General features: G+C 34.9%; 30 protein-coding genes and 1 pseudogene. 24 read left to right on the top strand and 7 right to left on the bottom strand.

Annotation, left to right across the window (positions count from 1 at the left end; genetic code table 11):
* The first annotated feature begins 9 nt into the window (after positions 1-9).
* The 11 genes from AC1DKZ_RS14645 to AC1DKZ_RS14595 all read left to right on the top strand — a co-directional run bounded on the left by AC1DKZ_RS14645 (position 10) and on the right by AC1DKZ_RS14595 (position 7,455).
* Complete coding sequence (locus AC1DKZ_RS14645; RefSeq protein WP_404443967.1) at positions 10-462, top strand: peptidoglycan recognition protein family protein; 453 nt, start codon at positions 10-12, stop codon at positions 460-462.
* Between the two features lie 17 nt (positions 463-479).
* Positions 480-731: a DUF2164 domain-containing protein gene (locus AC1DKZ_RS14640; protein ID WP_002033529.1), complete on the top strand. Its 252-nt coding sequence runs from the start codon at positions 480-482 to the stop codon at positions 729-731.
* Between the two features lie 139 nt (positions 732-870).
* A complete protein-coding gene (locus AC1DKZ_RS14635; RefSeq protein WP_001241327.1) occupies positions 871-1,173 on the top strand; it encodes an urease subunit gamma in 303 nt (100 codons plus the stop codon).
* Positions 1,174-1,187: 14 nt separating this feature from the next.
* On the top strand, positions 1,188-1,517 hold the full coding sequence (locus AC1DKZ_RS14630; RefSeq protein ID WP_427327465.1) for an urease subunit beta: 330 nt from the start codon (positions 1,188-1,190) through the stop codon (positions 1,515-1,517).
* A 1-nt stretch (position 1,518) separates the two neighbouring features.
* The gene (ureC, locus tag AC1DKZ_RS14625; protein WP_476996517.1) at positions 1,519-3,231 is read left to right on the top strand and encodes an urease subunit alpha; all 1,713 of its coding nucleotides are present in this window, start codon (positions 1,519-1,521) and stop codon (positions 3,229-3,231) included.
* 18 nt (positions 3,232-3,249) lie between these two features.
* Positions 3,250-3,705 (top strand): urease accessory protein UreE, encoded by a 456-nt coding sequence (locus tag AC1DKZ_RS14620; protein ID WP_000582803.1) that lies wholly within the window; start codon positions 3,250-3,252, stop codon positions 3,703-3,705.
* Positions 3,683-4,381 carry an urease accessory protein UreF gene (locus tag AC1DKZ_RS14615; protein ID WP_427327477.1) on the top strand — a complete coding sequence of 233 codons (699 nt, stop codon included), beginning with the start codon at positions 3,683-3,685 and terminating at the stop codon, positions 4,379-4,381. The genes AC1DKZ_RS14620 and AC1DKZ_RS14615 overlap by 23 nt, the downstream gene beginning before the upstream one ends.
* Positions 4,382-4,395: 14 nt before the next feature.
* Positions 4,396-5,013 carry an urease accessory protein UreG gene (ureG, locus tag AC1DKZ_RS14610; RefSeq protein WP_476996516.1) on the top strand — a complete coding sequence of 206 codons (618 nt, stop codon included), beginning with the start codon at positions 4,396-4,398 and terminating at the stop codon, positions 5,011-5,013.
* Positions 5,010-5,831: an urease accessory protein UreD gene (locus AC1DKZ_RS14605; protein ID WP_002087810.1), complete on the top strand. Its 822-nt coding sequence runs from the start codon at positions 5,010-5,012 to the stop codon at positions 5,829-5,831. Before ureG ends, AC1DKZ_RS14605 begins: the two co-directional genes overlap by 4 nt.
* Positions 5,832-5,849: 18 nt before the next feature.
* The gene (locus tag AC1DKZ_RS14600; protein WP_002087808.1) at positions 5,850-6,482 is read left to right on the top strand and encodes an AmiS/UreI family transporter; all 633 of its coding nucleotides are present in this window, start codon (positions 5,850-5,852) and stop codon (positions 6,480-6,482) included.
* Positions 6,469-7,455, top strand: a complete 987-nt coding sequence (locus AC1DKZ_RS14595; protein ID WP_002128522.1) for a HoxN/HupN/NixA family nickel/cobalt transporter — start codon at positions 6,469-6,471, stop codon at positions 7,453-7,455. The genes AC1DKZ_RS14600 and AC1DKZ_RS14595 overlap by 14 nt, the downstream gene beginning before the upstream one ends.
* Positions 7,456-7,543: 88 nt before the next feature.
* On the opposite strand, the gene AC1DKZ_RS14590 is transcribed toward AC1DKZ_RS14595, so the two are convergent.
* Both AC1DKZ_RS14590 and AC1DKZ_RS14585 read right to left on the bottom strand, forming a co-directional pair.
* On the bottom strand, positions 7,544-7,747 hold the full coding sequence (locus AC1DKZ_RS14590; RefSeq protein WP_476996515.1) for a CsbD family protein: 204 nt from the start codon (positions 7,745-7,747) through the stop codon (positions 7,544-7,546).
* A gap of 171 nt (positions 7,748-7,918) precedes the next feature.
* The gene (locus AC1DKZ_RS14585; RefSeq protein WP_219303306.1) at positions 7,919-8,455 is read right to left on the bottom strand and encodes a GNAT family N-acetyltransferase; all 537 of its coding nucleotides are present in this window, start codon (positions 8,453-8,455) and stop codon (positions 7,919-7,921) included.
* A 152-nt stretch (positions 8,456-8,607) separates the two neighbouring features.
* Between AC1DKZ_RS14585 and AC1DKZ_RS14580 the strand changes: the two genes are divergently transcribed.
* From AC1DKZ_RS14580 to AC1DKZ_RS14555, 6 genes are all read left to right on the top strand, one after another.
* A complete protein-coding gene (locus AC1DKZ_RS14580) occupies positions 8,608-8,811 on the top strand; it encodes a hypothetical protein (RefSeq protein WP_012261408.1) in 204 nt (67 codons plus the stop codon).
* Between the two features lie 456 nt (positions 8,812-9,267).
* A complete protein-coding gene (locus AC1DKZ_RS14575; RefSeq protein ID WP_476996514.1) occupies positions 9,268-10,056 on the top strand; it encodes a helix-turn-helix domain-containing protein in 789 nt (262 codons plus the stop codon).
* Between the two features lie 170 nt (positions 10,057-10,226).
* Positions 10,227-11,840, top strand: coding sequence for a long-chain fatty acid--CoA ligase (locus AC1DKZ_RS14570; protein WP_476996513.1), 1,614 nt, complete (start codon positions 10,227-10,229; stop codon positions 11,838-11,840).
* Positions 11,841-11,963: 123 nt separating this feature from the next.
* Positions 11,964-12,539, top strand: coding sequence for a biotin transporter BioY (locus AC1DKZ_RS14565; protein ID WP_476996512.1), 576 nt, complete (start codon positions 11,964-11,966; stop codon positions 12,537-12,539).
* Positions 12,540-12,604: 65 nt separating this feature from the next.
* Positions 12,605-14,068, top strand: a complete 1,464-nt coding sequence (locus AC1DKZ_RS14560; protein ID WP_476996511.1) for an acyl-CoA synthetase — start codon at positions 12,605-12,607, stop codon at positions 14,066-14,068.
* Positions 14,061-15,158 (top strand): acetyl-CoA C-acyltransferase, encoded by a 1,098-nt coding sequence (locus AC1DKZ_RS14555; protein WP_476996510.1) that lies wholly within the window; start codon positions 14,061-14,063, stop codon positions 15,156-15,158. Before AC1DKZ_RS14560 ends, AC1DKZ_RS14555 begins: the two co-directional genes overlap by 8 nt.
* Positions 15,159-15,166: 8 nt before the next feature.
* Here AC1DKZ_RS14555 and AC1DKZ_RS14550 read toward each other — a convergent pair whose 3' ends face one another.
* Positions 15,167-15,748, bottom strand: coding sequence for a DUF6434 domain-containing protein (locus AC1DKZ_RS14550; RefSeq protein ID WP_002137719.1), 582 nt, complete (start codon positions 15,746-15,748; stop codon positions 15,167-15,169).
* A gap of 104 nt (positions 15,749-15,852) precedes the next feature.
* Between AC1DKZ_RS14550 and AC1DKZ_RS14545 the strand changes: the two genes are divergently transcribed.
* On the top strand, positions 15,853-16,281 hold the full coding sequence (locus AC1DKZ_RS14545; RefSeq protein ID WP_476996509.1) for an NUDIX hydrolase: 429 nt from the start codon (positions 15,853-15,855) through the stop codon (positions 16,279-16,281).
* A 208-nt stretch (positions 16,282-16,489) separates the two neighbouring features.
* Here the strand turns inward: AC1DKZ_RS14545 and AC1DKZ_RS14540 are convergent, their stop codons facing one another.
* A complete protein-coding gene (locus AC1DKZ_RS14540; protein WP_476996508.1) occupies positions 16,490-17,692 on the bottom strand; it encodes an alanyl-tRNA editing protein in 1,203 nt (400 codons plus the stop codon).
* 133 nt (positions 17,693-17,825) lie between these two features.
* Here AC1DKZ_RS14540 and AC1DKZ_RS14535 point away from each other — a divergent pair, with 133 nt between their 5' ends.
* A complete protein-coding gene (locus AC1DKZ_RS14535; protein ID WP_002137716.1) occupies positions 17,826-18,218 on the top strand; it encodes a hypothetical protein in 393 nt (130 codons plus the stop codon).
* A gap of 84 nt (positions 18,219-18,302) precedes the next feature.
* Complete coding sequence (locus AC1DKZ_RS14530) at positions 18,303-19,541, top strand: MDR family MFS transporter (RefSeq protein ID WP_002014277.1); 1,239 nt, start codon at positions 18,303-18,305, stop codon at positions 19,539-19,541.
* 58 nt (positions 19,542-19,599) lie between these two features.
* On the opposite strand, the gene AC1DKZ_RS14525 is transcribed toward AC1DKZ_RS14530, so the two are convergent.
* Both AC1DKZ_RS14525 and AC1DKZ_RS14520 read right to left on the bottom strand, forming a co-directional pair.
* Positions 19,600-19,980 carry an Hsp20/alpha crystallin family protein gene (locus AC1DKZ_RS14525; protein WP_002014278.1) on the bottom strand — a complete coding sequence of 127 codons (381 nt, stop codon included), beginning with the start codon at positions 19,978-19,980 and terminating at the stop codon, positions 19,600-19,602.
* A gap of 125 nt (positions 19,981-20,105) precedes the next feature.
* The gene (locus AC1DKZ_RS14520; RefSeq protein ID WP_002014281.1) at positions 20,106-20,249 is read right to left on the bottom strand and encodes a small acid-soluble spore protein P; all 144 of its coding nucleotides are present in this window, start codon (positions 20,247-20,249) and stop codon (positions 20,106-20,108) included.
* 121 nt (positions 20,250-20,370) lie between these two features.
* Here AC1DKZ_RS14520 and AC1DKZ_RS14515 point away from each other — a divergent pair, with 121 nt between their 5' ends.
* The gene (locus tag AC1DKZ_RS14515) at positions 20,371-20,634 is read left to right on the top strand and encodes a hypothetical protein (protein ID WP_002014282.1); all 264 of its coding nucleotides are present in this window, start codon (positions 20,371-20,373) and stop codon (positions 20,632-20,634) included.
* A 45-nt stretch (positions 20,635-20,679) separates the two neighbouring features.
* Positions 20,680-21,405 (top strand): polysaccharide deacetylase family sporulation protein PdaB, encoded by a 726-nt coding sequence (pdaB, locus tag AC1DKZ_RS14510; RefSeq protein WP_002066634.1) that lies wholly within the window; start codon positions 20,680-20,682, stop codon positions 21,403-21,405.
* A gap of 37 nt (positions 21,406-21,442) precedes the next feature.
* Here pdaB and sspO read toward each other — a convergent pair whose 3' ends face one another.
* Positions 21,443-21,592, bottom strand: a complete 150-nt coding sequence (gene sspO / locus AC1DKZ_RS14505; protein WP_000518057.1) for an acid-soluble spore protein SspO — start codon at positions 21,590-21,592, stop codon at positions 21,443-21,445.
* A gap of 279 nt (positions 21,593-21,871) precedes the next feature.
* On the opposite strand from sspO, the gene acnA reads away from it, so the two are divergent.
* Together acnA and AC1DKZ_RS14495 are read left to right on the top strand one after the other, a co-directional pair.
* A complete protein-coding gene (gene acnA, locus AC1DKZ_RS14500) occupies positions 21,872-24,595 on the top strand; it encodes an aconitate hydratase AcnA (protein WP_002014285.1) in 2,724 nt (907 codons plus the stop codon).
* A 69-nt stretch (positions 24,596-24,664) separates the two neighbouring features.
* Positions 24,665-26,379: pseudogene (locus AC1DKZ_RS14495) on the top strand (ABC transporter ATP-binding protein).
* The last annotated feature ends 18 nt before the right edge of the window (positions 26,380-26,397 follow it).

The following is a 26,397-nucleotide window of genomic DNA, read 5'->3' as shown; positions in this document are numbered from 1 at the left end:
GAAGTTCAAATGGAAATTAAATGTGTAAATTTAACATTTCAAAATGAATTAGTTCCTTTAGAGAAAGTAAATAAACTGATTGTCCACCATACGTCAGAAGATGGATGGGATGTGTATAAAACCCACGAATTTCATCAAAAGGTAAGAGGATGGAGCGGGATTGGTTACAATTATTTTATTGAAGAAGATGGAACTGTAGTCGAAGGGCGAGGGTTACATATTGGAGCACATGCGAAAGATAATAATAGTGATACAATAGGAATATGTATGACGGGAAATTTTGATAAATATGATCCAAATACTGCACAAATGAATTCATTATATTCTTTATGTAAAATGTTTATGAAGCAGTTTGCCATAGAGAAAGGAAATATACTCGGCCATAGGGAGTTAGAAGGGGTTACAAAAACTTGTCCAGGAAATCGCTTTTCTATGGTAGAGTTAAGAAAAGTATTATCTTAAATATAGAGGAGTAACGAATGATGATGAACATAAAAATAACGAATGATAAAAAAGAAGAGCTTGTAGCACAAATTCAGCAATTTTTCGTTGAAGAAGATTTAGATGAAATTGGACGCTTCCAAGCAGAACGTTTAATAGAAGAAATGATAAAGTTAGTAGGACCATTTGCATACAATCAAGCAATTGGAGATGCAAGAAAACTTGTAAGTGAGAAATTAACAAATATTGAAGAAGATTTGTATGTGTTAGAGAAGAATGAAGGGAAATAAAAAAAGACTAGAAATTCTAGTCTTTTTTTATTTGATTAGCAGAAAAAAACATGGAGAAAACACGGAAAGGACATTGGAAGTACATCTTTTATTTTTAGAATATTCTTAGTTTTAAAATATTTTAGAAAGGAAGATTGTAATGAGATTAACTCCAAGAGAAATTGATAAACTGCTGGTAGTTGTTGCGGCTGATTTAGCTTATCGACGAAAGGAGAGAGGGCTTAAGTTAAACTATCCAGAAAGTATCGCTATTATTACGTATGAAATTTTGGAAGGAGCAAGAGATGGTAAAAATGTAGCGGAATTAATGGAGCTTGGAAAAAATATTTTAAGTGCTGAAGATGTTATGGATGGTATTGCAGACATGATATCAGATATTCAAGTTGAGGCAACTTTTCCTGATGGAACAAAATTAGTAACTATTCATCAACCAATTCATTAAAGGAAGTGAATGTTATGATCCCAGGGCAATATATCCTTGCGGAAGAAGACATAGTATGTAATGGAAATAAAAAAGCAACGAAAGTTAAGGTGTTAAATCAGGGAGATAGACCGATTCAAATTGGATCTCATTACCACTTTTATGAAGTGAATGAGGCGTTAAAGTTCAATCGTAGTGTAGCAATTGGACAACATTTAAATATTCCAGCGGGTACAGCGGTAAGATTCGAGCCTGGGGATGAAAAAACGATTGAATTAGTTCCATACTCAGGGAAGCAAGAAGTATATGGATTTAAAAATAAAGTGGATGGCGATATTCAATCTTACAAAAAAAGAGGGAGATAGCATGAGTTTTAAGATGTCACGTAAACAATATGCTGATTTATATGGTCCAACTACAGGAGATTCTATTCGTTTAGCGGATACACAATTATTCGCACATATTGATCGAAATTACACTGTATATGGTGATGAAGCTGTCTTTGGTGGAGGAAAATCAATTAGGGATGGTATGGGACAAAATTCGCAACTTACAAGGGAACAGGGTGTTGTGGATGTTGTTATTACGAATGCAATTATTATTGATTATACAGGAGTATATAAAGCGGATATTGGTATAAAAGATGGAAAGATTTCAGCAATTGGTAAGAGTGGTAATCCTTCAGTTATGGATAATATTGATATCATCATTGGAACATCAACGGAAGTAATTTCTGGCGAGCGAAAAATCGTTACAGCTGGAGGTATTGATACACACGTGCATTTCATATCCCCACAACAAATTGATACAGCATTAGCTTCAGGTATAACAACTTTAATTGGTGGAGGAACAGGACCGGCAGAGGGTACTAAGGCAACTACAATAACGCCTGGATCTTGGAATTTAAGAAAAATGCTAGAGGCAGCAGAAGCTTTTCCTATAAATCTTGGGTTTTTAGGGAAAGGAAATAGTTCAAGTTTACCTGCCCTGGAAGAACAAATATTTGCAGGAGCTATTGGATTAAAAATTCATGAAGATTGGGGAGCGACTTCTTCAGCAATTAATCACTCGTTACAGATTGCTGATAAATATGATATTCAAGTTGCTATTCATACTGATACGTTAAATGAATGTGGTTTTGTGGAAGAAACGATAAAGGCTATTGATAATCGTGTTATTCATACGTACCACACTGAAGGGGCTGGTGGTGGGCATGCACCAGATATTATAAAGATTGCTGCACTGAATAATATTTTACCTTCTTCAACGAACCCGACCTTGCCATATACAGTGAATACGTTGGATGAACATTTAGATATGCTCATGGTATGTCATCATTTAAAAGCAAATATTCCAGAAGATGTAATGTTTGCGGATTCAAGGATTCGAAAAGAAACAATTGCGGCAGAGGATATTTTGCAAGATTTAGGGGTTTTCAGCATGATTAGCTCTGACTCGCAGGCGATGGGGAGGGTTGGAGAGGTTATTATTCGCAATTGGCAAACCGCCGATAAAATGAAAAAGCAGATTGGTAGTTTAGAGGGAGATAAAGAGTATAACGATAATAATAGAATTCAACGCTATATAGCTAAGTATACAATTAATCCAGCTATTACACACGGGATTTCAGAATATGTCGGCTCTATTGAAGTTGGGAAATATGCAGACCTTGTAATATGGGATCCACAATTTTTCGGTGTTAAGCCAGATATGGTTTTGAAAAACGGGATGGTAGTGATGGCATTAATGGGAGACGAGAATGCTTCGATCCCCACACCACAACCATATTATGAAAAAAAGATGTTTGGTGCATATGGAAAAGCGGTACAGTCAAGTTCGATTACATTTGTATCTAAAGTAGCTTATGAGAATAATATTAAAGAAAAATTAGGTTTAAATAAAGTTGTATTACCTGTTAGAAATACGAGAGAGATTTCTAAGCAAGATATGAAGCTGAATAATGCAACACCAGAAATTGAAGTAGATCCGCAGACATATGAAGTTAAAGTTGATGGACAAGTTATTACGTGTGAAGCAGTAGATGTATTACCTATGGCTCAAAGATATTTTTTATTTTGATATAACGGAGGAGATAAAATGATTATTGAAAAAATTAATAACAACGTATGCAATATGAATGATTTTGCAAATACAAAAAAGCATCTTGATAGAATATTGATTTCTAGTGAGCTTTTACTAAAGAGGGTTCAGAAATTATATTCAGAATCTGGTTTTGAAATTGGGGTGTCTTTAGATAATGGAGAAACATTAAAGAACGGTGATATTTTATATGAAGATGAACATCGTATTGTATATATTGAAGTGTTACCAGAAGAGGTAATTGTAATTACTCCAACGTCAATAAAAGAAATGGGAATTATTGCGCATAACTTAGGAAATAGACATTTGCCAGCACAATTCGATGAAGGGTGTATGATTTTGGCGAACGACTACTTAGTAGAAGATTTACTCAAAAAGGAAGGTGTTCCTTATCAAAAAGAAAATAGAGTATTACCCAAACCGTTCAAGCATGCTTCACACAAACATATTTAACCTACTTAACCTACTCCAAATTAGTGATTCGAACTTCCCAACAGGAAGTTTTAGTCACTCTTTTGGATTAGAAACATTTATTCAAGAGGGACAAGTTACAAATAAAGGAGAATTTTTCAAATGGATTAATCGATATGTAAAAGTGCAATTAACACACACGGACGGCTTAATTTGCAAATATACTTACGAAGCCACTAAGAATAATGATGGAAAACAAATTACATTTTTAGATGATTTAATAACAGCACAAACATTGCCTTTTGAATGTAGAAGAGCAAATAGAATGATTAGTAAAAGTACTTCTAAACTATTGTGTGAACTGTTCTCATTTGCAAATTTAAATATATACAAAGAAGATGTTATGGGTAATAAATTACAAGGTCATCCGAGTATCGTATACGGAATATTAGGGGCGGAATTGAAAATGACAGTAGAAGAAACACTCTTAGTTTTCTTATATTCAAGTGTTGGAAGCATAATTCAAAATGGTGTGAGAGCCATTCCTCTTGGACAAACAGATGGTCAAAAACTATTACAAGAATGCCATGAATTGATCTGTGAATCTATTGATAGAATTCAAATACTTTCATTAGATAATTTTGGATTGAATGATCCTGAATTCGAAATAAATCAAATGCAACATGAAGATGTAAATGTAAGAGTCTTCATGTCATAGGGAGGAAAAATAAAATGATAAAACCTATTAGAATTGGTATTGGTGGCCCCGTAGGTGCTGGGAAAACAATGTTAGTTGAAAAGTTAACAAAATATTTAAATACAGATTATGAAATTGCAGCAATTACAAACGATATTTATACGAAAGAAGATGCAAAGATTTTATTGAAAACGGGTGTTTTACCAGAAGATAGAATTATTGGTGTAGAGACAGGAGGGTGTCCACATACAGCAATTCGAGAGGATGCTTCTATGAATTTTGAAGCAATTGAAGAGCTCATGATTAGACATAGTAATTTAGATATTATTTTTATTGAAAGTGGGGGTGATAATTTAGCTGCCACATTTAGTCCAGAGCTAGTGGATTTTTCAATTTATATTATTGATGTAGCACAAGGAGAAAAGATTCCTCGTAAAGGTGGACAAGGAATGATCAAATCTGATGTATTTGTGATTAATAAAACGGATTTGGCACCTTATGTAGGGGCTGATCTTGGAGTTATGGAGCAGGATACGAAAAATTACCGACATAATAAACCATATTTTTTTACAAATTTGAAGGATGAGGAAGGCTTACAGGGATTAATGAATTGGATGCGACAAAACATCATGTTAGAAGGATTGAAGAAATGAAAGCCCCTACAGGTGTCTTAAACATTGATGTGATGGAAAAGAGACATAAAACGGTACCTATTAAAGTTTATCATAAAGATGCCTTAAAAGTAACGCAGCCAATATATTTGGATGATTATGGTAGAGCATATTACTATATCATGAATTCTGGTGGAGGTTATTTAAAAGGAGACTTCTATTCTATAAATATAAATGTTCATGAAGATGCGAAAACATATATAACAAGCCAATCAGCAACGAAAGTTTACAAGACTCCAAATAGTTATGCTTTGCAAGAATTGAATGTTTATATTGGTGAAAATGCTGTTATGGAGTATTTACCAGATCCGTTGATTATGTACAAGGATGCAGCATATAAGCAAAAAACAAATATATATATGCAAAATAATTCTACATTGATTTTATGCGATTCAGTTACGCCTGGTTGGTCTCCAAATATGGAGAAGTTCACATACCAGTATTTTGATTCGCTAACAAAAATATATATGGAAAACAAACTTGTAGTTTACGATCATCTATTGTTAAACCCTTTCAAAGAGTCGCTAGATCAAATGGGAATATTAAATCAATATTCCCATTATGGTACTTTCATGGTTATTAATGAGAACATTACAAATGATTTAATTGCAGCATTGAAAACTTCGCTTTCTAACACTAACAATATGAAGATTGGAATATCTTCTATGCCATGTAAAGGCTTTGTCATACGCATACTTAGTCATAATACAGAGGATATGGAGTCTATATTTTTTCAGTGTCATCGTTTTGTTAGAGAGAATTGTCTGCATGAAGAATTAACATCCTATCGAAAATATTAAGTAGGAGAAGGGGATACTATGACTAATGTGGGATTATTATTTGTCGGTGCAGTTCTATTTATGAATGCACTAGCAGCTTTTAAACTCATTGATAGCAAAAGTGTAGGGTACTTCAATTTATTTGTAGGGGCATTACAAACTTTGACACCACTATATTTATTATTTACAGGAAGTCAATCTAATGAGTGGACTATCCTATCTAATGGAACCATTTTTTTATTTGGTTTTACTTATTTATATGTTGGCCTTACGAATATATTAGAACTTGATTCTTCAGGTGTAGGCTACTATTCTCTTTGGGTTGCTATTATTGCAACGGTTATGGGAATAGCGAATCAATTACATGAGAGTGGAAGTCTACAAAGTACAATAATTTGGTTCTTTTGGGCGTTCCTTTGGTTTTTATTTTTCTTGCAAGATGGGTTGAAAAAGAAGATTCATATTTATGTAGGGATTGTTTGCTTCATTGAATCTTGGATTACTGCAACGATACCAGCCCTGTTAACACTTACAAATCATACAGGCATGTTAAATGATTTTGTAATTATTTTAGTGACTATTATAACGATTGTAGTTTTTATTATGGCACTTTTCTTTTTCAAGAGTATTCAATCTAAAGTAGAAAGGGTTAGTAACTATGTGGAAAAGTGAACTGAAAAAAGCAACTAATTTTTTTGTTATTATTATATTTCTTCATGTGCTTGGAATTCTCTTATTATTACCTGCACTGTATAAAGGCAATAGCATAATTGGAATGGCTATTATTGCATATTCTTTAGGATTGCGTCATGCGTTTGATAGTGATCATATTGTCGCAATTGATAATACTGTTCGGAAATTAATTGAAAAAGGTAAAAACTCACAGGGGGTGGGGTTTTACTTCTCATTAGGACACTCTACTGTAGTATTTGTGATGATCGTATTAATTGCTTTAATTGGAAAAACAGCAAAACATGGAATGGAGAGTTTTTCTACTATAGGCGGTATTATCGGCACAATTGTTTCTAGTACATTTCTTATTATTATTGGGCTTACCAATCTGTTGTACCTTATTAAAGTGTTACGAAGCCAAGAGGATAAGCAACCAGAAAACTTAGGATTTATATATCGTTTCACGCAGCGCTTATTTAGGTTTATTGATAGTCAAAAGCAATTGTATATGATCGGTTTTTTATTTGGGCTTGGTTTTGATACAGCAAGTGAAATCGGATTAATTGCTCTTTCTACAGTAACTGCAACAAGTCAATCTATCCCGCTTGTAAGTATATTTGCTTTTCCCATTTTGTTTGCTGCAGGAATGTCGTTGATGGATACATTAGATAGTACATTCATGAATACGAATTATAAGTGGGCAATGGAAAATAGTCGAATTAGAAATTCATATAACGTATTAATTACCTCAATATCTGTTATAACGGCTTTTTTAATAGGGGGTTATCAACTATTATCTTTACTTATTGAAAGCTATAATTTACAGGGACCGTTTTGGAATCTCATTCAGGTAGTTAATTTTGATTATTTGGGTATATGTCTTGTTGTATTCTTTATTATTTCTCTTATTGTTTTTGCTGTATGGAATAGAAATGCATTTAAAGAACCACTTACAAAGAGTATAGAGAAATAAAAATATACCGTGTGATATTTGGTTAATTATGTATATAAACTGAAATAAAAAACACGCTAGATGAAAATGCATCTAACGTGTTTTTTTATTATTTATGTTCCTTATATTCATGTGCTTTTTCTTTTATATTACCAACCGTATCTTTAGCAGTGCCTTTCACCTTATCCCATTTTCCCTCGGCTTGTAATTTTTTATTGTCAGTTACTTTCCCGACAGCTTCTTTTACTTCACCTTTTACCTTATCAATGGCACCTTCTACTTTTTCTTTTAAACCATGATCATGCTTTGTCATACATTTCTCCTCCTTGTATTTTGATTAGAATTCTCTTTTCATATTGCAAGTTGAATGATGTATCTAGTAATAGCGTAACAAATTTAGTTTGAATATTCAAATGAGTAACAGGATAGAAAGGTAATTGTCATAAAATGTATACATTCGTAATAGAAAGAAAAAGAAAGTTAATTATATGTCTTTCGCAGTCCATATTGATTTTGTATAAGCAATTTTCATATGGGCACGTTCCATATTATTTTGACTGCCGCTACCGAATCTTGCTTGTCCAACTATTAAATTACAATTGGATGCAACAGCGGTCTCAATTCGTTTTTGAATTAATAAGGTATGACAACCTTTACGTTGAAATTCTGGCAAAGTAGCAGAAGCAGCTAATGAAGCAACACCTTTATTTATATAAAGTACCCCTATACTAGCAGGAGTGTTTTGAACTTCGGCTATGAAAAAATGCCATCCTGGTTTATTGTAAAGAATTTCATTATTTTGACGAACACCATTTTTTGTAAAGGTAACGCCTTTTACTGTGTTAAAAGCAGGACCAGCAATTATTTTTGATGAAAAGGCAGTGGCACTCCCGAACTTTTTCATTTGTACTTGCATTGGGTTGCCGCTTATTGTTTGTAGTGCCTCTAATCTAGAAGAAAGCATATGTATTTCTGCGTTTTCAATTTCTTGTGCTGTATTGACTGTCATAATTGTACTCATACGATTCCTCCGTCAATTAATATAGTTCATAGTACATATACGATTTTTCTTCTGAGATTCCTGTTGAAATGTAAGAGAATAAGAGGTTTTTTGGAAGGGAAATGGAAGCGAACTGTCGAAGGGAGTGGAAACAGATTAAAGGTGGTGCTCTCATGAAACAGAAAGACGTGCAGACATGCTCTCATTGCGGTTCTCAAAACATAGGAGAAGGTGAGTTTATCGGTTATGCACAAATACGGAAAAAGGAAACGATGTTCACATCTTCACCAGTGGATGCTTATATTTGTACAGATTGCGGGAATATCCTTTCATTAAAAGTACGGAATTATGAAAAGTTTAAGCAGAAGCCGTTATGATTGTTAAGAAGTGGTAATATAAAACGTCGTATACGAAAGATCTTACATTAAGTTAATTTAATATAAGTGACATTTTACATATATATGAGTACGCCTTAAAAAAAGAGATAAAAAATATACTGTATGAGATACTCATCATTCATTACATGACACAGAAAAATATATAGAAGAAAAAGTAGTCATCTTAGAATGGTTCATAACGAAAACTCCTTTAAATGAATAAAGGAGTTTTTTTGTTTTTTTATAACAATAATTCCCTTTAATTGTTATAATTGGTCATTGAGAGTAATTATTTTATTAACGCCATAATTATAGAAGAAAAACAGCTAAATCGTATTTAAAACCGCTATATAACACAATCGCAACCGTAAGTTGACAAAGTGCAACCACAGGAAGATAGAGATAAGAGCAATGTTTACCTACAATTTAGTTAAGAAAACAAAGGGGGACACACATATGGAATTTGGTGAGAAGCTTTTTAAATTAAGAAAGGAAAAAGGCCTTTCTCAAGAAGCGTTAGCTGAGAAATTAAACACAACAAGACAAGCGGTTAGTAAATGGGAAAATGGTCAAGGTTTTCCTGAAACCGAAAAACTAATAATGATTGGAAATGTATTTGAAGTATCTCTTGATTACTTATTAAAAGAAACTGCTGAGCAAAGTAATGAAAAGGAAAATGGTTATTATGTAAGTAAGGAAATGGCGGAAGGGTATATAGTGTATGGGCAAAAAATTTCTAAATATATCGCATTAGGATTTAGCTTGCTTATTTTATCTACAATACCGTATTTATTATTTAAAGAAAATGCAACAATGTCTACATTCCTTGTCATTATCATTGCTGTCCTTGGAATTGGAGCAATGATGGTACCTGTAACTATAGAAGAGAGTCGATACAATGTATTAAAAAAAGAAGAATTACTATTTGATCCAAACTTTTTAAAAGAATTGACAAAAAGATATGCGACTATTAAAAAGAAGTATGCTGCAGTAGTAATTGTTGGACTTTGTTTCATAGCAGCAGGAACGATACCATTTTTATTTGAGAAAAAACGAATTACTTCAGGAGAGCTCGTGCAGTATTATCCTTATTGTGTTGTACTTATTGCTATCGGGTTTTATCTTTTTGTTCGTGTTTTAGGAGTGTTAGAGACGTATCGGATTTTAGTAGAAAATAAAGAATATAGTAATCGTGTCATTTTTAAATTAAAAAAGAAAGTAAGAAAAAAGGTAGATAGTTTTTAAATAGGAGAGAACCATGTTTTGTATCGTATGTATTCAAAACATGGTTTTTATTTATTAGAATTATTTCCAAAGAAATAATTCAGAAAATACAGAAAAATATCGTAATTATTTGTAGAAGTCTGTTATAATATACAGAAATGAAAACGCTTTAAAGGGAGGCTATAAACAATATGATGATGAATGTACCGCTAACAATTAGTTCTATGATGGAAAGAGCAGAGAAACTGTTTTCGAAGAAAGAAATTGTTTCACGGACACATGATACAGTTACGACGTTAACGTATAAGCAGTTAGGTGAAAGGACGAGAAGACTTTCAAGTGCGCTAAAAAAATTAGGAATTAAAGAAGGCGAGCGTATAGGAACGTTAGCGTGGAATCATCATCGACATGTGGAGGCGTATTTTGCTATTCCAGGTATTGCTTCCGTTTTACACACAATTAATATTCGTTTATCTCCTCAACATATTTCATACATTATTCAGCACGCAGAAGATCGCATTTTACTCATTGATGAAGATCTCGTACCACTTGTTGAAAATATTCAATCACAATTATCAACTGTACAAGCCTACATTATTATGACTGATAAAGACGAACTTCCAAAAACTACACTGGAGCCTGTATATCATTATGAAAAGCTATTAGAAGAAGGCGATCCCAATTTCCAATTTGTAAAAGATATTGATGAAAATACACCTGCTGGTATGTGTTATACGTCAGCGACTACAGGGAATCCAAAAGGTGTTGTTTATACGCATCGTAGTACGGTTTTGCATTGTATGGCACTCGGTTTAGCCGATACAGCTGCTTTATCGGAAAGTGATGCGGCTATGGCAATTGTACCGATGTTCCATGTGAATGCTTGGGGGCTTCCTTTTGCAGCTACTTGGTTTGGAACTAAACAAGTTCTGCCAGGACCAATGTTTACTCCGAAAATTTTATTAGAGATGATTCAAACTGAAAAAGTAACGATAGCAGCAGGTGTGCCGACAATTTGGCTAGGTGTATTACAAGAGTTAGAAAATAATAGTTACGATTTATCTAGTATAACGAGAATATTATGCGGTGGTGCTGCTGCACCGAAAAGCGTTATTAAAGCATTTGAGCAAAAATATAATGTTCCTTTCGTACATGCATATGGTATGACTGAAACAAGCCCACTCGTAACACTTGCACGTTTAAAAAGTTATGAAACAGAATTATCATATGAAGAGCAATTAGAAATCCGCTCAAAACAAGGATATCTTGTCCCTGGTGTAGAGATGAAAGTAGTCGGTACAAACGGTGAAGTGAAGTGGGATGGTACTGAGATGGGAGAGTTATGTTTACGAGCACCTTGGATCGCTGAAAGCTATTATAACGATGATCGTACTGTCGAAGGTTTTCGTGATGGTTGGTTATATACAGGAGATGTCGTTACGGTTGATGAGGAAGGCTGCGTGAAAATTGTTGATCGTACGAAAGATGTTATTAAAAGCGGAGGAGAATGGATTTCTTCAGTGGATCTTGAAAATGCTTTAATGGCACATGATGCTATATTTGAAGCGGCTGTCGTTGCAATTCCTCATCCGCAGTGGCAAGAACGCCCAGTCGCCTGCGTTGTTCAAAAGAAAAATAGTACGGTTACAAAAGAAGAAATATATGAGTTTTTAAAACCGCAGTTTGCTAAATGGTGGTTACCGGACGATATTGTATTTATGGAGGAAATTCCGAAAACATCTGTTGGGAAGTTTTTAAAGCAGGCGCTTCGAAAAGAACTTGAGCATTTGCATAAAGAGAAATAACCAAACTTTTATTTGTAAACTTATTTTTAATTATGGTTGACAAACGTCGAAGGGAAAGATAATATAACTCCTATAATATGTTATCTAAAATCCATTTCAAGTTTACAAATAGGAGAAGCAAATATGAATACAAAAAACTTAGTTTTCGTCGCTTTATTTAGTTCTATTATGGGAGTGTTAGGGTTAATACCTCCAATTGCTCTTGCTATTACACCAGTTCCAATTACATTACAATCACTCGGTGTTATGCTTGCTGGTGGGTTGTTAGGCTCACGTCTCGGTGCGTTAAGTCAGCTTATTTTCTTACTTATAGTTGGAGTTGGAGCACCATTACTTGCTGGTGGACGCGGGGGGCCAAGTGTATTTGTTGGACCAAGTGCAGGATATTTACTTGGTTATATCGTTGGAGCATTTGTCATTGGATATTTAATTGAGCGTTTACGTGAAGTTTCTATTATAAAAGTACTATGCATTAATATAATTGGTGGTATTTTCGTAGTTTATGTATTTGGTATTACTGTACAAGCTTTCTTAATGGGGGTTTCCGTATGGGAAACGATGAAAGTAAGTGCTGTGTTCTTACCGGGGGATTGCATAAAAGCAATTATAGCAGCAATTCTTGTGACAAGATTACATCGCTCATTGAAACATATTATTACGCCTGCTCTAAAGAGTGGGAAATATACAAATGCGAGATAAGAAAGAGAAGAAACACGTTCATTGCGTGTTTCTTTTTATTATTTTGTAGAGAAAGGACATCTCACATGGGAATTACGAAAGAATATAAAAAACATGCCTCTTTACAACCAAATAAAATAGCGCTAAAGGAAAATGATCGAGTTTTAACATATAAAGAATGGTTTGAGTCAGTTTGTAAAGTAGCAAACTGGTTGAATGAAAAAGAATCGCAGAATAAAACGATAGCAATTTTATTAGAGAATAGTATGGAATTTTTACAAATATTTGCAGGTTCCGCAATGGCTGGATGGGTTTGTGTGCCGCTAGATATAAAATGGAAACGAGATGAGCTTAAAGACAGACTAGTGATTAGTAAACCGGATGTTATTGTGGCGGAGCAGTATAGGCTTAGTGATATATCGTGCGAAGAAGGGAGGATTATTGAGATTGAAGAATGGAAAGAAATGATTGAGAACTATCTTCCTGCATATCATTCTGTAGAAAATGTACAAAACGCTCCTTTTTATATGGGATTTACATCAGGATCGACTGGAAAAGCAAAAGCGTTTTTACGTGCTCAACAGTCGTGGGTACATAGTTTTGATTGTAATGTATATGATTTTTATATGAAAAAGGAAGATTCTATTTTAATAGCTGGGACGCTTGTGCATTCTCTTTTCTTATACGGGGCAATAAGTGCATTATTTCTAGGACAAACGGTACACATAATGAGAAAGTTTGTACCAGTTCAAGTGCTATCTAGTATAAAGATAGAGAATATTTCTGTAATGTATACAGTTCCTACAATGCTTGAGTCCTTGTATAAAGAAAATAAAGTAATTGAAAGTGAAATGAAAATTATTTCGTCAGGAGCGAAATGGGAAGCTGAAGCAAAAGAGAAGATGAAGAATGTGCTTCCTTATGCAAAAAGATATGAGTTTTATGGTGCGTCTGAGCTAAGCTTTGTAACGGCATTGGTTGATGAAGAGAGTGAAAGAAAACCGAATTCAGTAGGGAAACCTTGTCATAATGTACAAGTTCGAATATGTAATGAAGCAGGAGAAGAAGTACAGACAGGTGAGGTAGGAACTGTGTATGTGAAAAGTGATCAGTTTTTTATGGGCTATGTATCGGATGGAGCTATAATCCCGCAATTGTCCGAAGGTGGCTGGATGACAGTGCAGGATGTGGGCTACCAAGATGAAGAAGGCTTTATATATATTGTTGGTAGAGAGAAGAATATGATTTTATTTGGAGGAATCAATATTTACCCAGAAGAGATAGAAAGTGTGTTATATACGCATCCAGCTGTTGAAGAAATTGTTGTTGTCGGTATAAAAGATAGTTACTGGGGTGAAAAGCCTGTCGCTATCGTAAAAGGAAGTGCTACAAAGCAACAATTAAAGAGTTTTTGCTTACAACGATTATCATCTTTTAAAATACCGAAAGAATGGTACTTTGTTGATGAAATACCTTATACAAATAGCGGGAAAATAGCTCGCAATGCAGCAAAAAGTATGATTGAAAACCGGGAGAAGATATATGAATAGGGCGGTTATTGTAGAAGCGAAAAGAACACCTATTGGTAAAAAAAACGGGATGTTGAAAGATTATGAAGTTCAGCAATTAGCAGCACCACTTCTTACGTTTTTAAGTAAAGGAATTGAGAGAGAAATAGACGATGTTATATTAGGGAATGTTGTTGGACCGGGAGGTAATGTTGCAAGATTATCTGCTTTAGAAGCTGGGCTTGGTTATCATATACCTGGTGTAACGATTGACCGGCAATGCGGCGCTGGATTGGAAGCAATTCGTACTGCGTGTCATTTTATTCAAGGGGATGCAGGTAATTGTTATATTGCTGGGGGCGTAGAGAGTACAAGTACGTCACCTTTTCAAAATAGAGCGCGGTTTTCGCCTGAAACAATTGGGGATCCTGATATGGGAGTGGCAGCTGAGTATGTTGCAGAGCAATATAACATAACAAAAGAGATGCAAGATGAATATGCTTGTCTTAGCTATAAAAGAACGCTGCAAGCATTAGAAAAAGGATATATACAAGAAGAGATATTACCTCATTATTTTAATGGATTATTAGATGAATCTATAAAGCGAGAAATGAATTATGAAAGAATGATTAAGAGAACGAAACCTGTATTTTTACAAAATGGAACGGTAACAGCAGGGAATTCGTGTGGTGTAAATGACGGGGCATGTGCTGTTCTTGTAATGGAAGAGGGGCAAGCTCGGAAATTAGGGTACAAGCCAGTTCTTCGTTTCGTTCATAGTGCTGTAGTTGGAGTTGACCCAAATCTTCCAGGAACTGGTCCGATATTTGCCGTACAAAAACTACTTAGAGAAATAAATTTAGTAATAGAAGATATTGATTGTATTGAGATGAATGAAGCGTTCGCCGCTAAAGTTGTTGCATGTGCGCAAACGTTACAAATTCCGTATGAAAAGTTAAATGTAAATGGTGGTGCAATAGCACTTGGTCATCCGTACGGTGCGTCTGGAGCTATGCTTGTAACGCGCTTGTTTTATCAGGCTAAAAGAGAGTATATGAAATATGGAATTGCTACATTAGGAATGGGGGGAGGGATAGGGCTTGCTCTATTATTTGAGAAAGTAGAAAACTAGCAAGATAACTAGTTTTCTATTTTTTCAGGAATATAGGCGTTGTTACCAGGCTTTGCTTTTATTTTGTTCCAAGCAGCGATAGCATCAGCTTTTGATTTTCCTTTGTTATTTGGGTCTTCGAAAAAGTCGCGAGTAAAGCGATTGTATTCAAACTGTGTACCGATAGTTGTTTTATAGGATGGTTCTTTTTTACGTTCGTTTTCTTCGTACCAAAACGTTATCGCGTCTTCATATGTTTTTCCAATATTCTCTTTAAAAAACTTTTGAAGAGCTACTGTAAAGCGAAAGTTTGCTCCAATTTTTTCTTTGAAAAAAGCACGCACATCTTCACTACAGCGGTGATTTTCAGTAATAATTGTTTGAAGAGAAAGATCTTTATAAGAGAGGGAAGCTTTACTCACTTTTTGATGAGAACTGTTTTTTAATACTTTACCCGTAGTTAAATAATGTGAGATACGCCCGCTTATTTCAATCTTAGAGCCACTAGCTGGTAAATCATGCTTACGACAAAATGTTTGGAGTTCTGCTTTTAACCAATAATAGTTTTGGAAATCTTCAAGAGATATAGACTTTGTTAAAGGTGGGCGCATGCATATAACAACTTCTTTCTTCCATAATTTTCTTTAATTATAAAACATACGTTCTTTTTGTGGAAGGATTAATTTATAAATTTAATGGGAAGAGGAGATTACATATGGAAAATGTAATGCAAGTTCGTGTTACTGGAATTTTAATTGAAGATGAAAAAGTATTGTTAGTAAAACAAAGAGTCGCTAATCGGAATTGGTCTTTACCTGGAGGAAGAGTAGAGAATGGTGAAACGTTAGAAGAAGCGATGATTCGAGAAATGAGAGAAGAAACCGGATTAGAAGTTAAGATTAAGAGACTACTCTATGTTTGTGATAAACCAGATGCTATCCCATCTTTATTGCATATTACATTTCTGCTTGAAAGGATTGCAGGTGAAATCAAGCTTCCGTCTAATGAATTTGATCTTAATCCAATTCATGATGTACAAATGGTAGCGATAGAAGAATTGAGTAGATATGGTTTTTCTGAGAAGTTCATTAAACTTGCATCTGAAAAGTTCTTGAACGTAGGAAGTTATCAAGGGTTAAAATAAAATATTGGTTTGTAAACATAAGAGGAGGCTGTTATTTTAGAACAGCCTCCTCTTACTCTATAAGTTGTGTTTATTGTCGTATTTTGTTGGAAAATCGATATTTCTTATAGAATCGTTCATATAATTTCATTTACTGTACTACTGTGCACGAAGCAGAAAAGAGAAGTGGATGTCACACAGTTCAATGACATCCACTTCATAAAATAATCTACACTGCTGACTGTAAAGAAGAAACAAGTTGATTTAAAAACTCATCCCCACTCATAATTGCTTTTCCACCGCCGCGAGCATTCTTTTTATTTCCGCCACCTTTTCCTTCAATAGAAGGGAGGGCATCTTTTAAAAGTGTATTCATATCGAGTGTCACTGCTTTACCACAAGCGAGAATACATTGTAATTTGTCCTCATTTTCAATAACGAAATATGTAATTGCGTGTTCTTGTTGTTCCGTAATAATAGCAGACAGTTTTGCAATTTCTTGCATAGGGCGGTTTGTAAATACTTTAGAAATAAGTATTCCACCGTGTATTTCTAAAGGCAGTTGCAGTAGTTCATTTGCTTCTACAAATAATAGTTTTTCATTCATTGCTTGTACTGCCTTTTCGTTTTCTTTTTGGGAGGTAAGAAGTTGTGCCACTTTTACTGGAATATCAGTTTCGCTACTGTTCAATTGCTTAGAAACATCTGTTAATATTTGTTGATGTTGTCCCATTAATTTAAGAGAACGCCAACCAGCAATAAATGTTAAGCGTATACCACCTTTATTGCGCTCCCATCCTAGTACTTGAATAGGGCCTACTTCACCTGTATGTTTCGGGTGTGTTCCACCACAACCGTTGTAGTCATAGTTTTCGATGATAACAACCCGTATATTTTCTGTCATAGTCGGTTCTTTGCGAAGGGGTAATGCTTTGGCCTCTTCTAAGTTCATCCATTTAATACGAATAGGGTGGTTTTCAAAAACAATTTGATTAGCAATTTGTGCGGCCTTCTCAACAGTTTCTGTAGAAAGGTTAGCAGTTTCTAAATCAATGGTTATAGTTTCTTTTCCAAGATGGAATCCGATCGTCGGTATGTTAAAATGATCCCAAAAAGCAGCAGATAAAATGTGCTGAGCTGTATGTTGCTGCATATGATCAAAACGGCGCTCCCAATCTATTTTACCCTCTACTTCTTCTGTATGTAATTGTTCTATTATAAAATGACGAATTTCTCCATTTACTTCTTGAACGTTACTTACCGGAATACCATTTAAGGTTCCAGTGTCGTGTGGTTGCCCGCCGCCTGCTGGATAAAATGCAGTTTCATTTAAGACAACATATAAGTTTCCTTCTGTATCATGCTCTTGTTTTATAACTTTAGTTGTAAAGGTTTGCTGATAAGCATCGATGTAATATAATTTTTTCTCCAATTTTCTTTCCCCTTTCGTGTTAGCTAGTTTCATTGTAAAGCAATTGAAATTAGTTTCCTAATATTTCAGAAGAAAGAAACTTTTTTTAGAATTTTCTTGCTATAATAAGAAGAAAATGCGGGGGGGAATGAAAATGCCATATGAAAACGGCGTAGATAAATTGCTTAGTTTAAGCAGAAATATTTCCGAATTATATCGAGAATTAAATGAGATGACCCGGATTTTAACGGATTGTAATCGAGAAAGTGTGAAATTTGATCGGTTATATGTAAAGGAGTTACTTTGGAAAAAAGAAGATGTGATAGAGAAGTATGAACAATTACTCGTCCAGCTTTGTATTAATGAATGCTTTGATTTAAAAAGTGTAATTACTGGCGAATATAAGTATACATATGAAGAAGTAGAAAGCATTGTTTTAGAATTTAATGAAAAGTATAACGTAGCTATTTTGATTAAAGATGTTTGTAAAGAACTACAGTTTACATATGGAATTGATATGGAAATAACGAGAACAGCTCGGGTATAAACATCTCAAGTATAGAAAAAGGAAAAAGAAAGCAGATCCTTTGCTTTCTTTTTTTATGTAGGAAAAGGGAGAGTAGGTTTAAAGATGAAGGGGAAGTTACAAAATATTCATCCACTTGGAATGAGTATCATTATAGGGACATTATTTGCTAGGTTTGCAACTTCAATGAGCATTCCTTTTTTAGCGATTTATTTAACGACTGTTAAAGACGTATCGGCTGGAATGACCGGTGCTATCATTGGAACGAGTGCGCTTGTTGGAGTATTTGCTAGTTTTATTGGGGGCAATTTATCTGATCGATTTGGTCGAAAGATGATTATAATATGGTCCATGATTGTTTGGGTGTTTGTATTTATAGGATTTTCAGTTGCAGAGCATGTTTTGAGTTTCTTTCTATTAAACGCTTTGAATGGCTTATGTCGTTCTTTTTTTGAACCGACATCAAGAGCTTTATTATCAGATTTAACGAAACCAGAGTATCGTTTACTCGTATATAATTTGCGTTACGGTGCAATAAATGTTGGAGTAGCGATGGGTCCACTTGTTGGATTACAGATTGGAAGTGCAAAATCAACGATTCCTTTTTTAGTAGCCGCTGGAGTGTACATTTTATATACAGTTATATTAGCGTTTCAATTTAAGAAATATCCACTTGATAAAAAGAAAGTAGCTACAGAAAATCCGGTCACAATGTTAAGTGCGGTTCGGATTTTGCGAAAAGACATAGTATTTTTAGTTGCTTTAGTCGGAATCATTTTGAGTAATAGTGGTTTTTCACATTTAACGACGACACTATCTCAATATTTTGCAAACGCACATATATTTCAAGATGGAGTAAAGTTGTTCTCATATATGCTAACTTTAAATGCGATTACAGTAGTAGTTATTCAATACCCTGTTATTCAAATGTGTAAAAAGTATACGCCGTTAGCATCTATTATGGTTGGAACGTTATTTGTGAGCGGGGGATTGTTTGGATTTGGACTAGTAGAATCTATGTTAGGGGCTGCTATATGTACAATTATTTTTACATTCGGAGAAGTATTAATGTTTTCAATGACAGATGTATTTATTGATGAGATAGCTGTTCCACATTTGAAAGGGACATATTTTGGAGCTATGGGATTTTCAGGAATTGGAGTAGTAATTGGTCCTTGGTTTGGCGGGATACTTCTCGATCATTATGGATATCAAAATGGCTTTATAGTATTTTTAATATTAGCTATATTTTCAAGCATAGCGTTCCCAGTTCTTTTAGTGACAAAAGGTTTAATGAAAAAAAGATATATTAGAAATTCTAAAATAGAAATACATGCGAAATAACATGAGCCCGAGCAAACTAAAAGGTTGCTCGGGCTCATGTTTGTGTTTATAGTAATCCTTAATTTGAAAAAAGAACTTTCTTTTCATGTTTATTGGCAACTTCGTTTTTGGAAATATGAATGGCTAAACATCCATTCTCTAAACAGGCTAGCATCTTGTTATAAATGATATTAGTAGGTAAAGGAACAATCCGCTGTAAAGAAGTGTTTTTATAAAGTATACAAATGTTTAGGCCTGTCTCCATCTTTTTAATGAGTACATTTTGTGCAGTTGCATTTGGTACATCTGTTTCCAAAATGTATTCTTGTTCTGTTTCACAAAGGTCAATATGAATTTGATTTGGAAAACTAAAGTTGCTACAAGAATCAGAACAAAATTGATCCATCCATTCTTCGAAACCATCAACATGAAAAAGACAATCCTTCTTTTTCTTGCCCATGAAAGACACCCTCCGTAAAATCTCAATTCATACTATGTTATGCATGAATGAAATAGAGGTGAAGAACAAATAGAAAAATATAAACATTTTATGTGAAAGATACAGTGTGTGTGAATGCTTTTGCTTTACATATCATGATGTGCATGATTTTTTTGACGTGAATGATTACGATTTTTAACTTTGTGAGATCCACTTAAAGGTTCGGGCTGTCCAGAAGATTGCCCTTTTTTCTCGTTTTGACGATTAGATTGATTATTGTTTTTACCCATTGTATTTTACACCTCCTCTCCCTATTTAGAATGAGAGAAGTTTGCGAATTTATACGAGAATGTTTTTTGAGAAACGGGTAAAGATAAGTAGGACTAACTCATATAGGAAGGGGAAAGTGTTATGCCATATCATAAAGATAAGCAACAGGCTTTTCAGGCCGCGCAGCAAGGGGTTGTTCAAGCGGAAAATATATTCAATAATATTGTGAAAAATGACCCGAATTACGGCCATGATTTAAAAGAGTTACGCCAAGAAGTGCAAGAGGCGTACGAACAAATTCAAAATGCACTTGAAGTAGCATCAGAAACGCAGCGTCCACAACTTGAGCAATATGAAAGTAATCTCCAAAATATTATGCGAAATGTAGATCAAATAGAAAAGTGAAAAGGTTGTTGTGAATTCAACAATCTCATTACTTTTAGTGCTACTATGCTGAAACGAAAAATTATTCTATCAATTTTTTCTTTAATTTGTGCAGTACATATATTTCAAGTGGACAAAGTGGAAGCTAAAATGTTGTTAAGAAAAGAGCTAGAGCCAACTGGCTATGTAACATGGGAAGTACCAAATAATGAAAAAATTATCGCAATTACATTTGATGATGGACCGGACCCAACTTATACACCGCAAGTATTAGAGTTATTACGTCAATATAAAGCGGAAGCGACTTTTTTTATGATTGGCTTTCGAGTTCAGCGTAATCCGTACTTAGTAAAGCAAGTGTTGAAAGAAGGGCATGAAATCGGAAATCATACGATGAATCATTTGTATGCGAGTAATTCATCAGATGAAAAATTAGAACATGATATTTTAAATGGAAAGAAATATTTTGAAAAATGGGTGAAAGAACCTTTATTGTTCCGTCCGCCAGGTGGATATATTAATGATGCTGTATTTACTACGGCAAAAAAAGCTGGGTATCAAATTGTTCTATGGTCATGGCATCAAGACCCTCGTGATTGGGCGAATCCAGGTACAGAATCCATAGTAAATCATGTTGTGAAAAATGCTAAAAGTGGAGATATTGTACTGTTGCACGATGGAGGAAGTGATCGTAGTCAAACAGTGGCGGCATTAGCAAAAATTTTACCTGAGCTGAAAAAGCAGGGTTATCGATTTGTAACAGTTTCGGAGTTGTTACGTTATAAACATTAGAGAAAATCCCAAAAGGTATACCTTTTGGGATTTTTCGTTACTGATTCTTTTTTCGTTTTTTATTATTTTGTCGCTCTGCCGGAGTTAAAGGTTCATTTGCGAACTCTTCGTTATAACCAGTTCCTTGTCCTTGTGCGGATGCAGCATTCATTCCTGAAATAGTATGATTTGCTTTTCGTTTACCCATTTTTTCTCACCTCTATAATATTTTTTATAGATGAATCATGAGTTGTTCATAACATATATGAACGTAAAGTAGAGTGCTTTACTTTACAATAATAGTATTTATAAGGAGCATGGACACTATTCAAATTTAGAAAGATAAAGAAAACTTATTATAATCCATAAGTTTCTTATTATTTACTTATTTAGAAAGTTGTAATAAGATATTATCGTAAGGTATTGAAAAGTTTGTCTACATTTTATATTCAGACAAATTAGTCACGTTTAACAGGGGGGAAACATAATGGTCAAACATAATCCATTTCAATCACGTGCAACTTTTGAACTAGATGGAAAGACGTATCATTATTATCAATTGAAAGCGCTTGAAAACGCAGGGGTTGGCAACGTATCTCAATTACCATATTCCGTGAAAGTTTTACTTGAATCTGTACTTCGTCAAGTAGACGGACGCGTAATTACAGAAGAACACGTTACAAATTTAGCGAAATGGGGAACGAAAGATGTTCAAGATATCGATGTTCCGTTTAAACCATCTCGCGTAATCTTACAAGACTTCACAGGTGTTCCAGCTGTTGTAGATTTGGCTTCGCTTCGTAAAGCAATGGCAGACATGGGTGGGGATCCTGACAAAATTAATCCTGAAATTACTGTAGACCTTGTAATTGACCACTCTGTACAGGTTGATAGAGCGGGTACGGCAGACTCGCTTGCATTCAACATGGACTTAGAGTTTAAACGTAATGAAGAACGTTATAAATTTTTAAGCTGGGCACAGAAATCATTTGATAACTACCGTGCAGTTCCACCAGCAACAGGTATTGTACACCAAGTAAATCTTGAATATTTAGCACCGGTTGTTCATGCGGTGAAAAATGCTGAAGGTGACTTAGTTGCATACCCAGATTCATTAGTTGGAACAGACTCACATACAACAATGATTAATGGTATCGGTGTTCTTGGATGGGGCGTTGGTGGTATTGAAGCAGAAGCAGGAATGCTTGGACAGCCTTCATATTTCCCAGTACCTGAAGTAATTGGTGTGAAATTAACTGGTACACTTCCAAGTGGTACAACAGCAACTGACGTTGCATTAAAAGTAACACAAGTATTACGTCAAAAAGGTGTAGTTGGTAAATTTGTTGAGTTCTTCGGTAATGGACTAAAGAGCATGCCTTTAGCTGACCGCGCAACAATTTCAAATATGGCACCAGAATACGGTGCAACTTGTGGATTCTTCCCAATCGACGACATTTCATTAGAATACTTACGTTTAACAGGTAGAGATGAAGAGCAAATTCGCGTTGTTGAAGAATATTGTAAAGCAAATGGCTTATTCTATACAGCAGACAGCAAAGATCCAATCTATACTGATCTTGTTGAAATTGATTTAAATACAATTGAATCTAATCTTTCTGGACCGAAACGTCCGCAAGATTTAATCCCACTTTCAAATATGAAAGAGGAGTTCCATAAAGCTGTTGTAGCACCAGTTGGAACACAAGGACTTGGATTCAATGAGCAAGAGTTCGATAAAGAAGTGAAAGTTACATTGAAAGATCAAGAAGTAACGATGAAAACAGGTGGAATTGCAATCGCTGCAATTACAAGCTGTACAAATACGTCAAATCCGTACGTGTTAATTGGAGCAGGGTTAGTTGCGAAGAAAGCAATTGAAAAAGGACTTAAAGTACCTGGTTACGTAAAAACATCGTTAGCACCAGGATCTAAAGTTGTTACAGAGTACTTAGATAAGTCTGGTTTAACAACGTATTTAGATCAATTAGGTTTCCAAACAGTTGGTTATGGCTGTACGACTTGTATCGGTAACTCTGGTCCATTAGCAGAGGAATTAGAAGAAGCAATCGCAGCAAATGATTTATTAGTAACATCTGTTTTATCTGGTAACCGTAACTTTGAAGGTCGTATTCACCCACTTGTAAAGGCAAACTACTTAGCATCACCACCACTTGTTGTGGCATATGCACTTGCAGGTACTGTTGATATTGACTTGAAAAATGATGAAATCGGTAAAGATGTAAATGGTAATGCTGTTTACTTTAATGATATTTGGCCATCAGCTAAAGAAATTGAAGATGTAGTTCAAAGTGTTGTTACATCTGAATTGTTCAAAAAAGAATATGCACAAGTATTTAACAGCAATGAACGCTGGAATGAAATCCAAACTTCAAATGAAGCTTTATATACTTGGGATAATGATTCAACATACATTCAAAACCCACCGTTCTTCGAAGGATTATCTAAAGAGCCGGGTGAAGTTGAAACGTTATCAGGTTTACGCATAGTTGGTAAATTTGGTGATTCTGTAACAACAGACCACATTTCACCAGCAGGTTCAATTGGTAAGCACACGCCAGCTGGACGTTATTTACTAGAAAACGGCGTACAACCAGTTGACTTTAACTCTTACGGTTCTCGTCGTGGTAACCATGAAGTTATGATGCGTGGTACATTCGCAAACATCCGTATTAAAAACCAAATCGCACCAGGAACAGAAGGCGGATATACAACATATTGGCCAACTGGTGAAGTAACATCTATCTATGATGCTGCTATGAAATATAAAGAAGATGGCACAGGCCTTCTAGTTGTTGCTGGTAAAGACTACGGTATGGGAAGTTCTCGTGACTGGGCTGCGAAAGGTACAAACTTATTAGGTATTAAAGCAGTAATCGCAGAAAGCTTCGAGCGTATTCACCGCAGTAACTTAGTATTAATGGGCGTATTACCATTACAATTTAAAGATGGCGACAGTGCTGAAACATTAGGTCTTGTTGGTGATGAGTCATTTGAAATTCAAATTGACAAAACGGTTAGACCACGCGATCTTGTAAAAGTAGTTGCAATCGATGCAGAAGGCAAAGAGAAGCAATTTGAAGTAGTGGCTCGTTTTGATAGTGAAGTTGAAATTGACTACTACCGTCACGGTGGTATCTTGCAAATGGTTCTTCGTTCGAAAATCGAAGAGTCTAAAGTGTCAAACTAAATAATTGAAATGAATGATAAGGAAGCTAACATTTGTTAGCTTTCTTACTTTATGTACAGAGGGAAAGGGATGAAACCACTTGGTTTCATCCCTTTCCTTTTATTATGCAAAATTGGAGGAATGACAATGAATGAGTATAGAAGAATAATGTTGCCGCTGTTGCAAGAAAAGATATTGCTAATTAGTGCGATTTGTAGCGGAATAGTAGCTGCCATTTTAAATTTATCCCGTCCGCTATTTATGGGGCTAATTGTAGATAACCTTATTCAGCGGGACTTAAAAGGTACGTATGTATATATTGCTTTGTTTGCGGGGAGCCGCTTTTTGATGTGGGTGAACAATCTGTTATTTGATTATGTAAGCTCAAAAGTAAGTCAGCGAATATTACGAGAGAAGCGTATAGATGTATTACGTCATTTTTTCTTATTACCGTTTGAAGAAAGTGAGAAGGTAAAACAAGGGGAGTTAGAAACATTAGTCGTTTCTGATATTCCGAATTGGGTAAGGTTATATGGATCTATATTAATAGAATACATCCACGCCATTGCACAATTTATTGGTGCGTTCATAGCTCTACAACATATCGATGTACAGTTCATATGGTGGATAACCCCGTTTTTATTTTTAAGTGCAATTGTTCCAATGATTATGGGGGAAAAAGTAAGAAATATTGCAAGTATTGCTCAAAAAAATCAATCAAGTGTTGTAGAGATGATGTCACAGTTTGTAAAAGGTATACAAGATTTACGTAGTTTACAAAAAGAAAAATGGGCAATTCATTTGTTTAAAGGAGTGACGGTACAATCTTATAAAACAGAAGTAAAGAAGACGATGATACAACATTGTATTGGGATAGTTGGAACGGTAATAGAAACAGGAGCATATATAGTTGTTCTTATTGTGGGAGCAAAAAAAATAATAAAAGGGGATATGGAAGTCGGTTCGCTTGTGGCGGTATTAGCTACAATTGAGATGTTATTTTTCCCCGTTCGTTATGCGAGTGATTTATTGATGATGACACAAGTTGCTATTGCTTCGGCAAATCGAGTTTTTGGCTTTTTAGATATACCGGCTGAATACAGAAATGTAGAAAGAGCGATGGGAATGAAATTAACAAACGTTTCATTTCAAGAGAACGGTGAAGAGAGATGTAGAATTAAAAATATACATTTGCAAATTAATCCTGGCGAACTCGTTATTATTGTAGGAGAAAGTGGTGCAGGAAAAACAACGCTTTTAAAATTAATAACGGGTTTGTATAAACCATCTAACGGTAGCATTGTTTATTATGGTAATGGGGCTCGTATGACTACAGTGTGGCAAGAACCTCGTTTCTTTCGTACGACAGTAAAAGAGAATATGTATTTTGGGGAAGGGGTCTTAGAAAAACAGTTAGAAAAAATATTGAACTTGTAAATGCGAAGTCAATTATTAGGAGTTTATCTAAAGGGATTCAGACTGTACTACATAAAAGCGGTGAAGAGTTTTCGGGAGGAGAGAGAAAGCGTCTTGCGTTATTGCGAGCGATTGTATCAAATCCGAATCTCATTATTCTAGATGAACCGACTGCGGGATTAGATCTGAGCAATCAAGAAGTGGTTTGGAATATGCTTAGAGGGCTAGAGGGGAATGTAACGAGAATTGTGACGACACATGATGTCGAGAGGGCGATGATAGTAGATCGGATTGTTGTCATGAAGAATGGGATTATTGTGGAATGTGGGGATCCTAGAGAATTATTAAATTGTAAGTCATTGTTTAAAGAGATGCTAATAAAAAGATAAGAGCTATATAGCGCTCTT

This window comes from Bacillus sp. 05T21 (assembly GCF_056396785.1).
The sequence above is the reverse complement of the archived record's forward strand: the minus strand, read 5'-3'. Positions and strand labels throughout refer to the sequence as shown.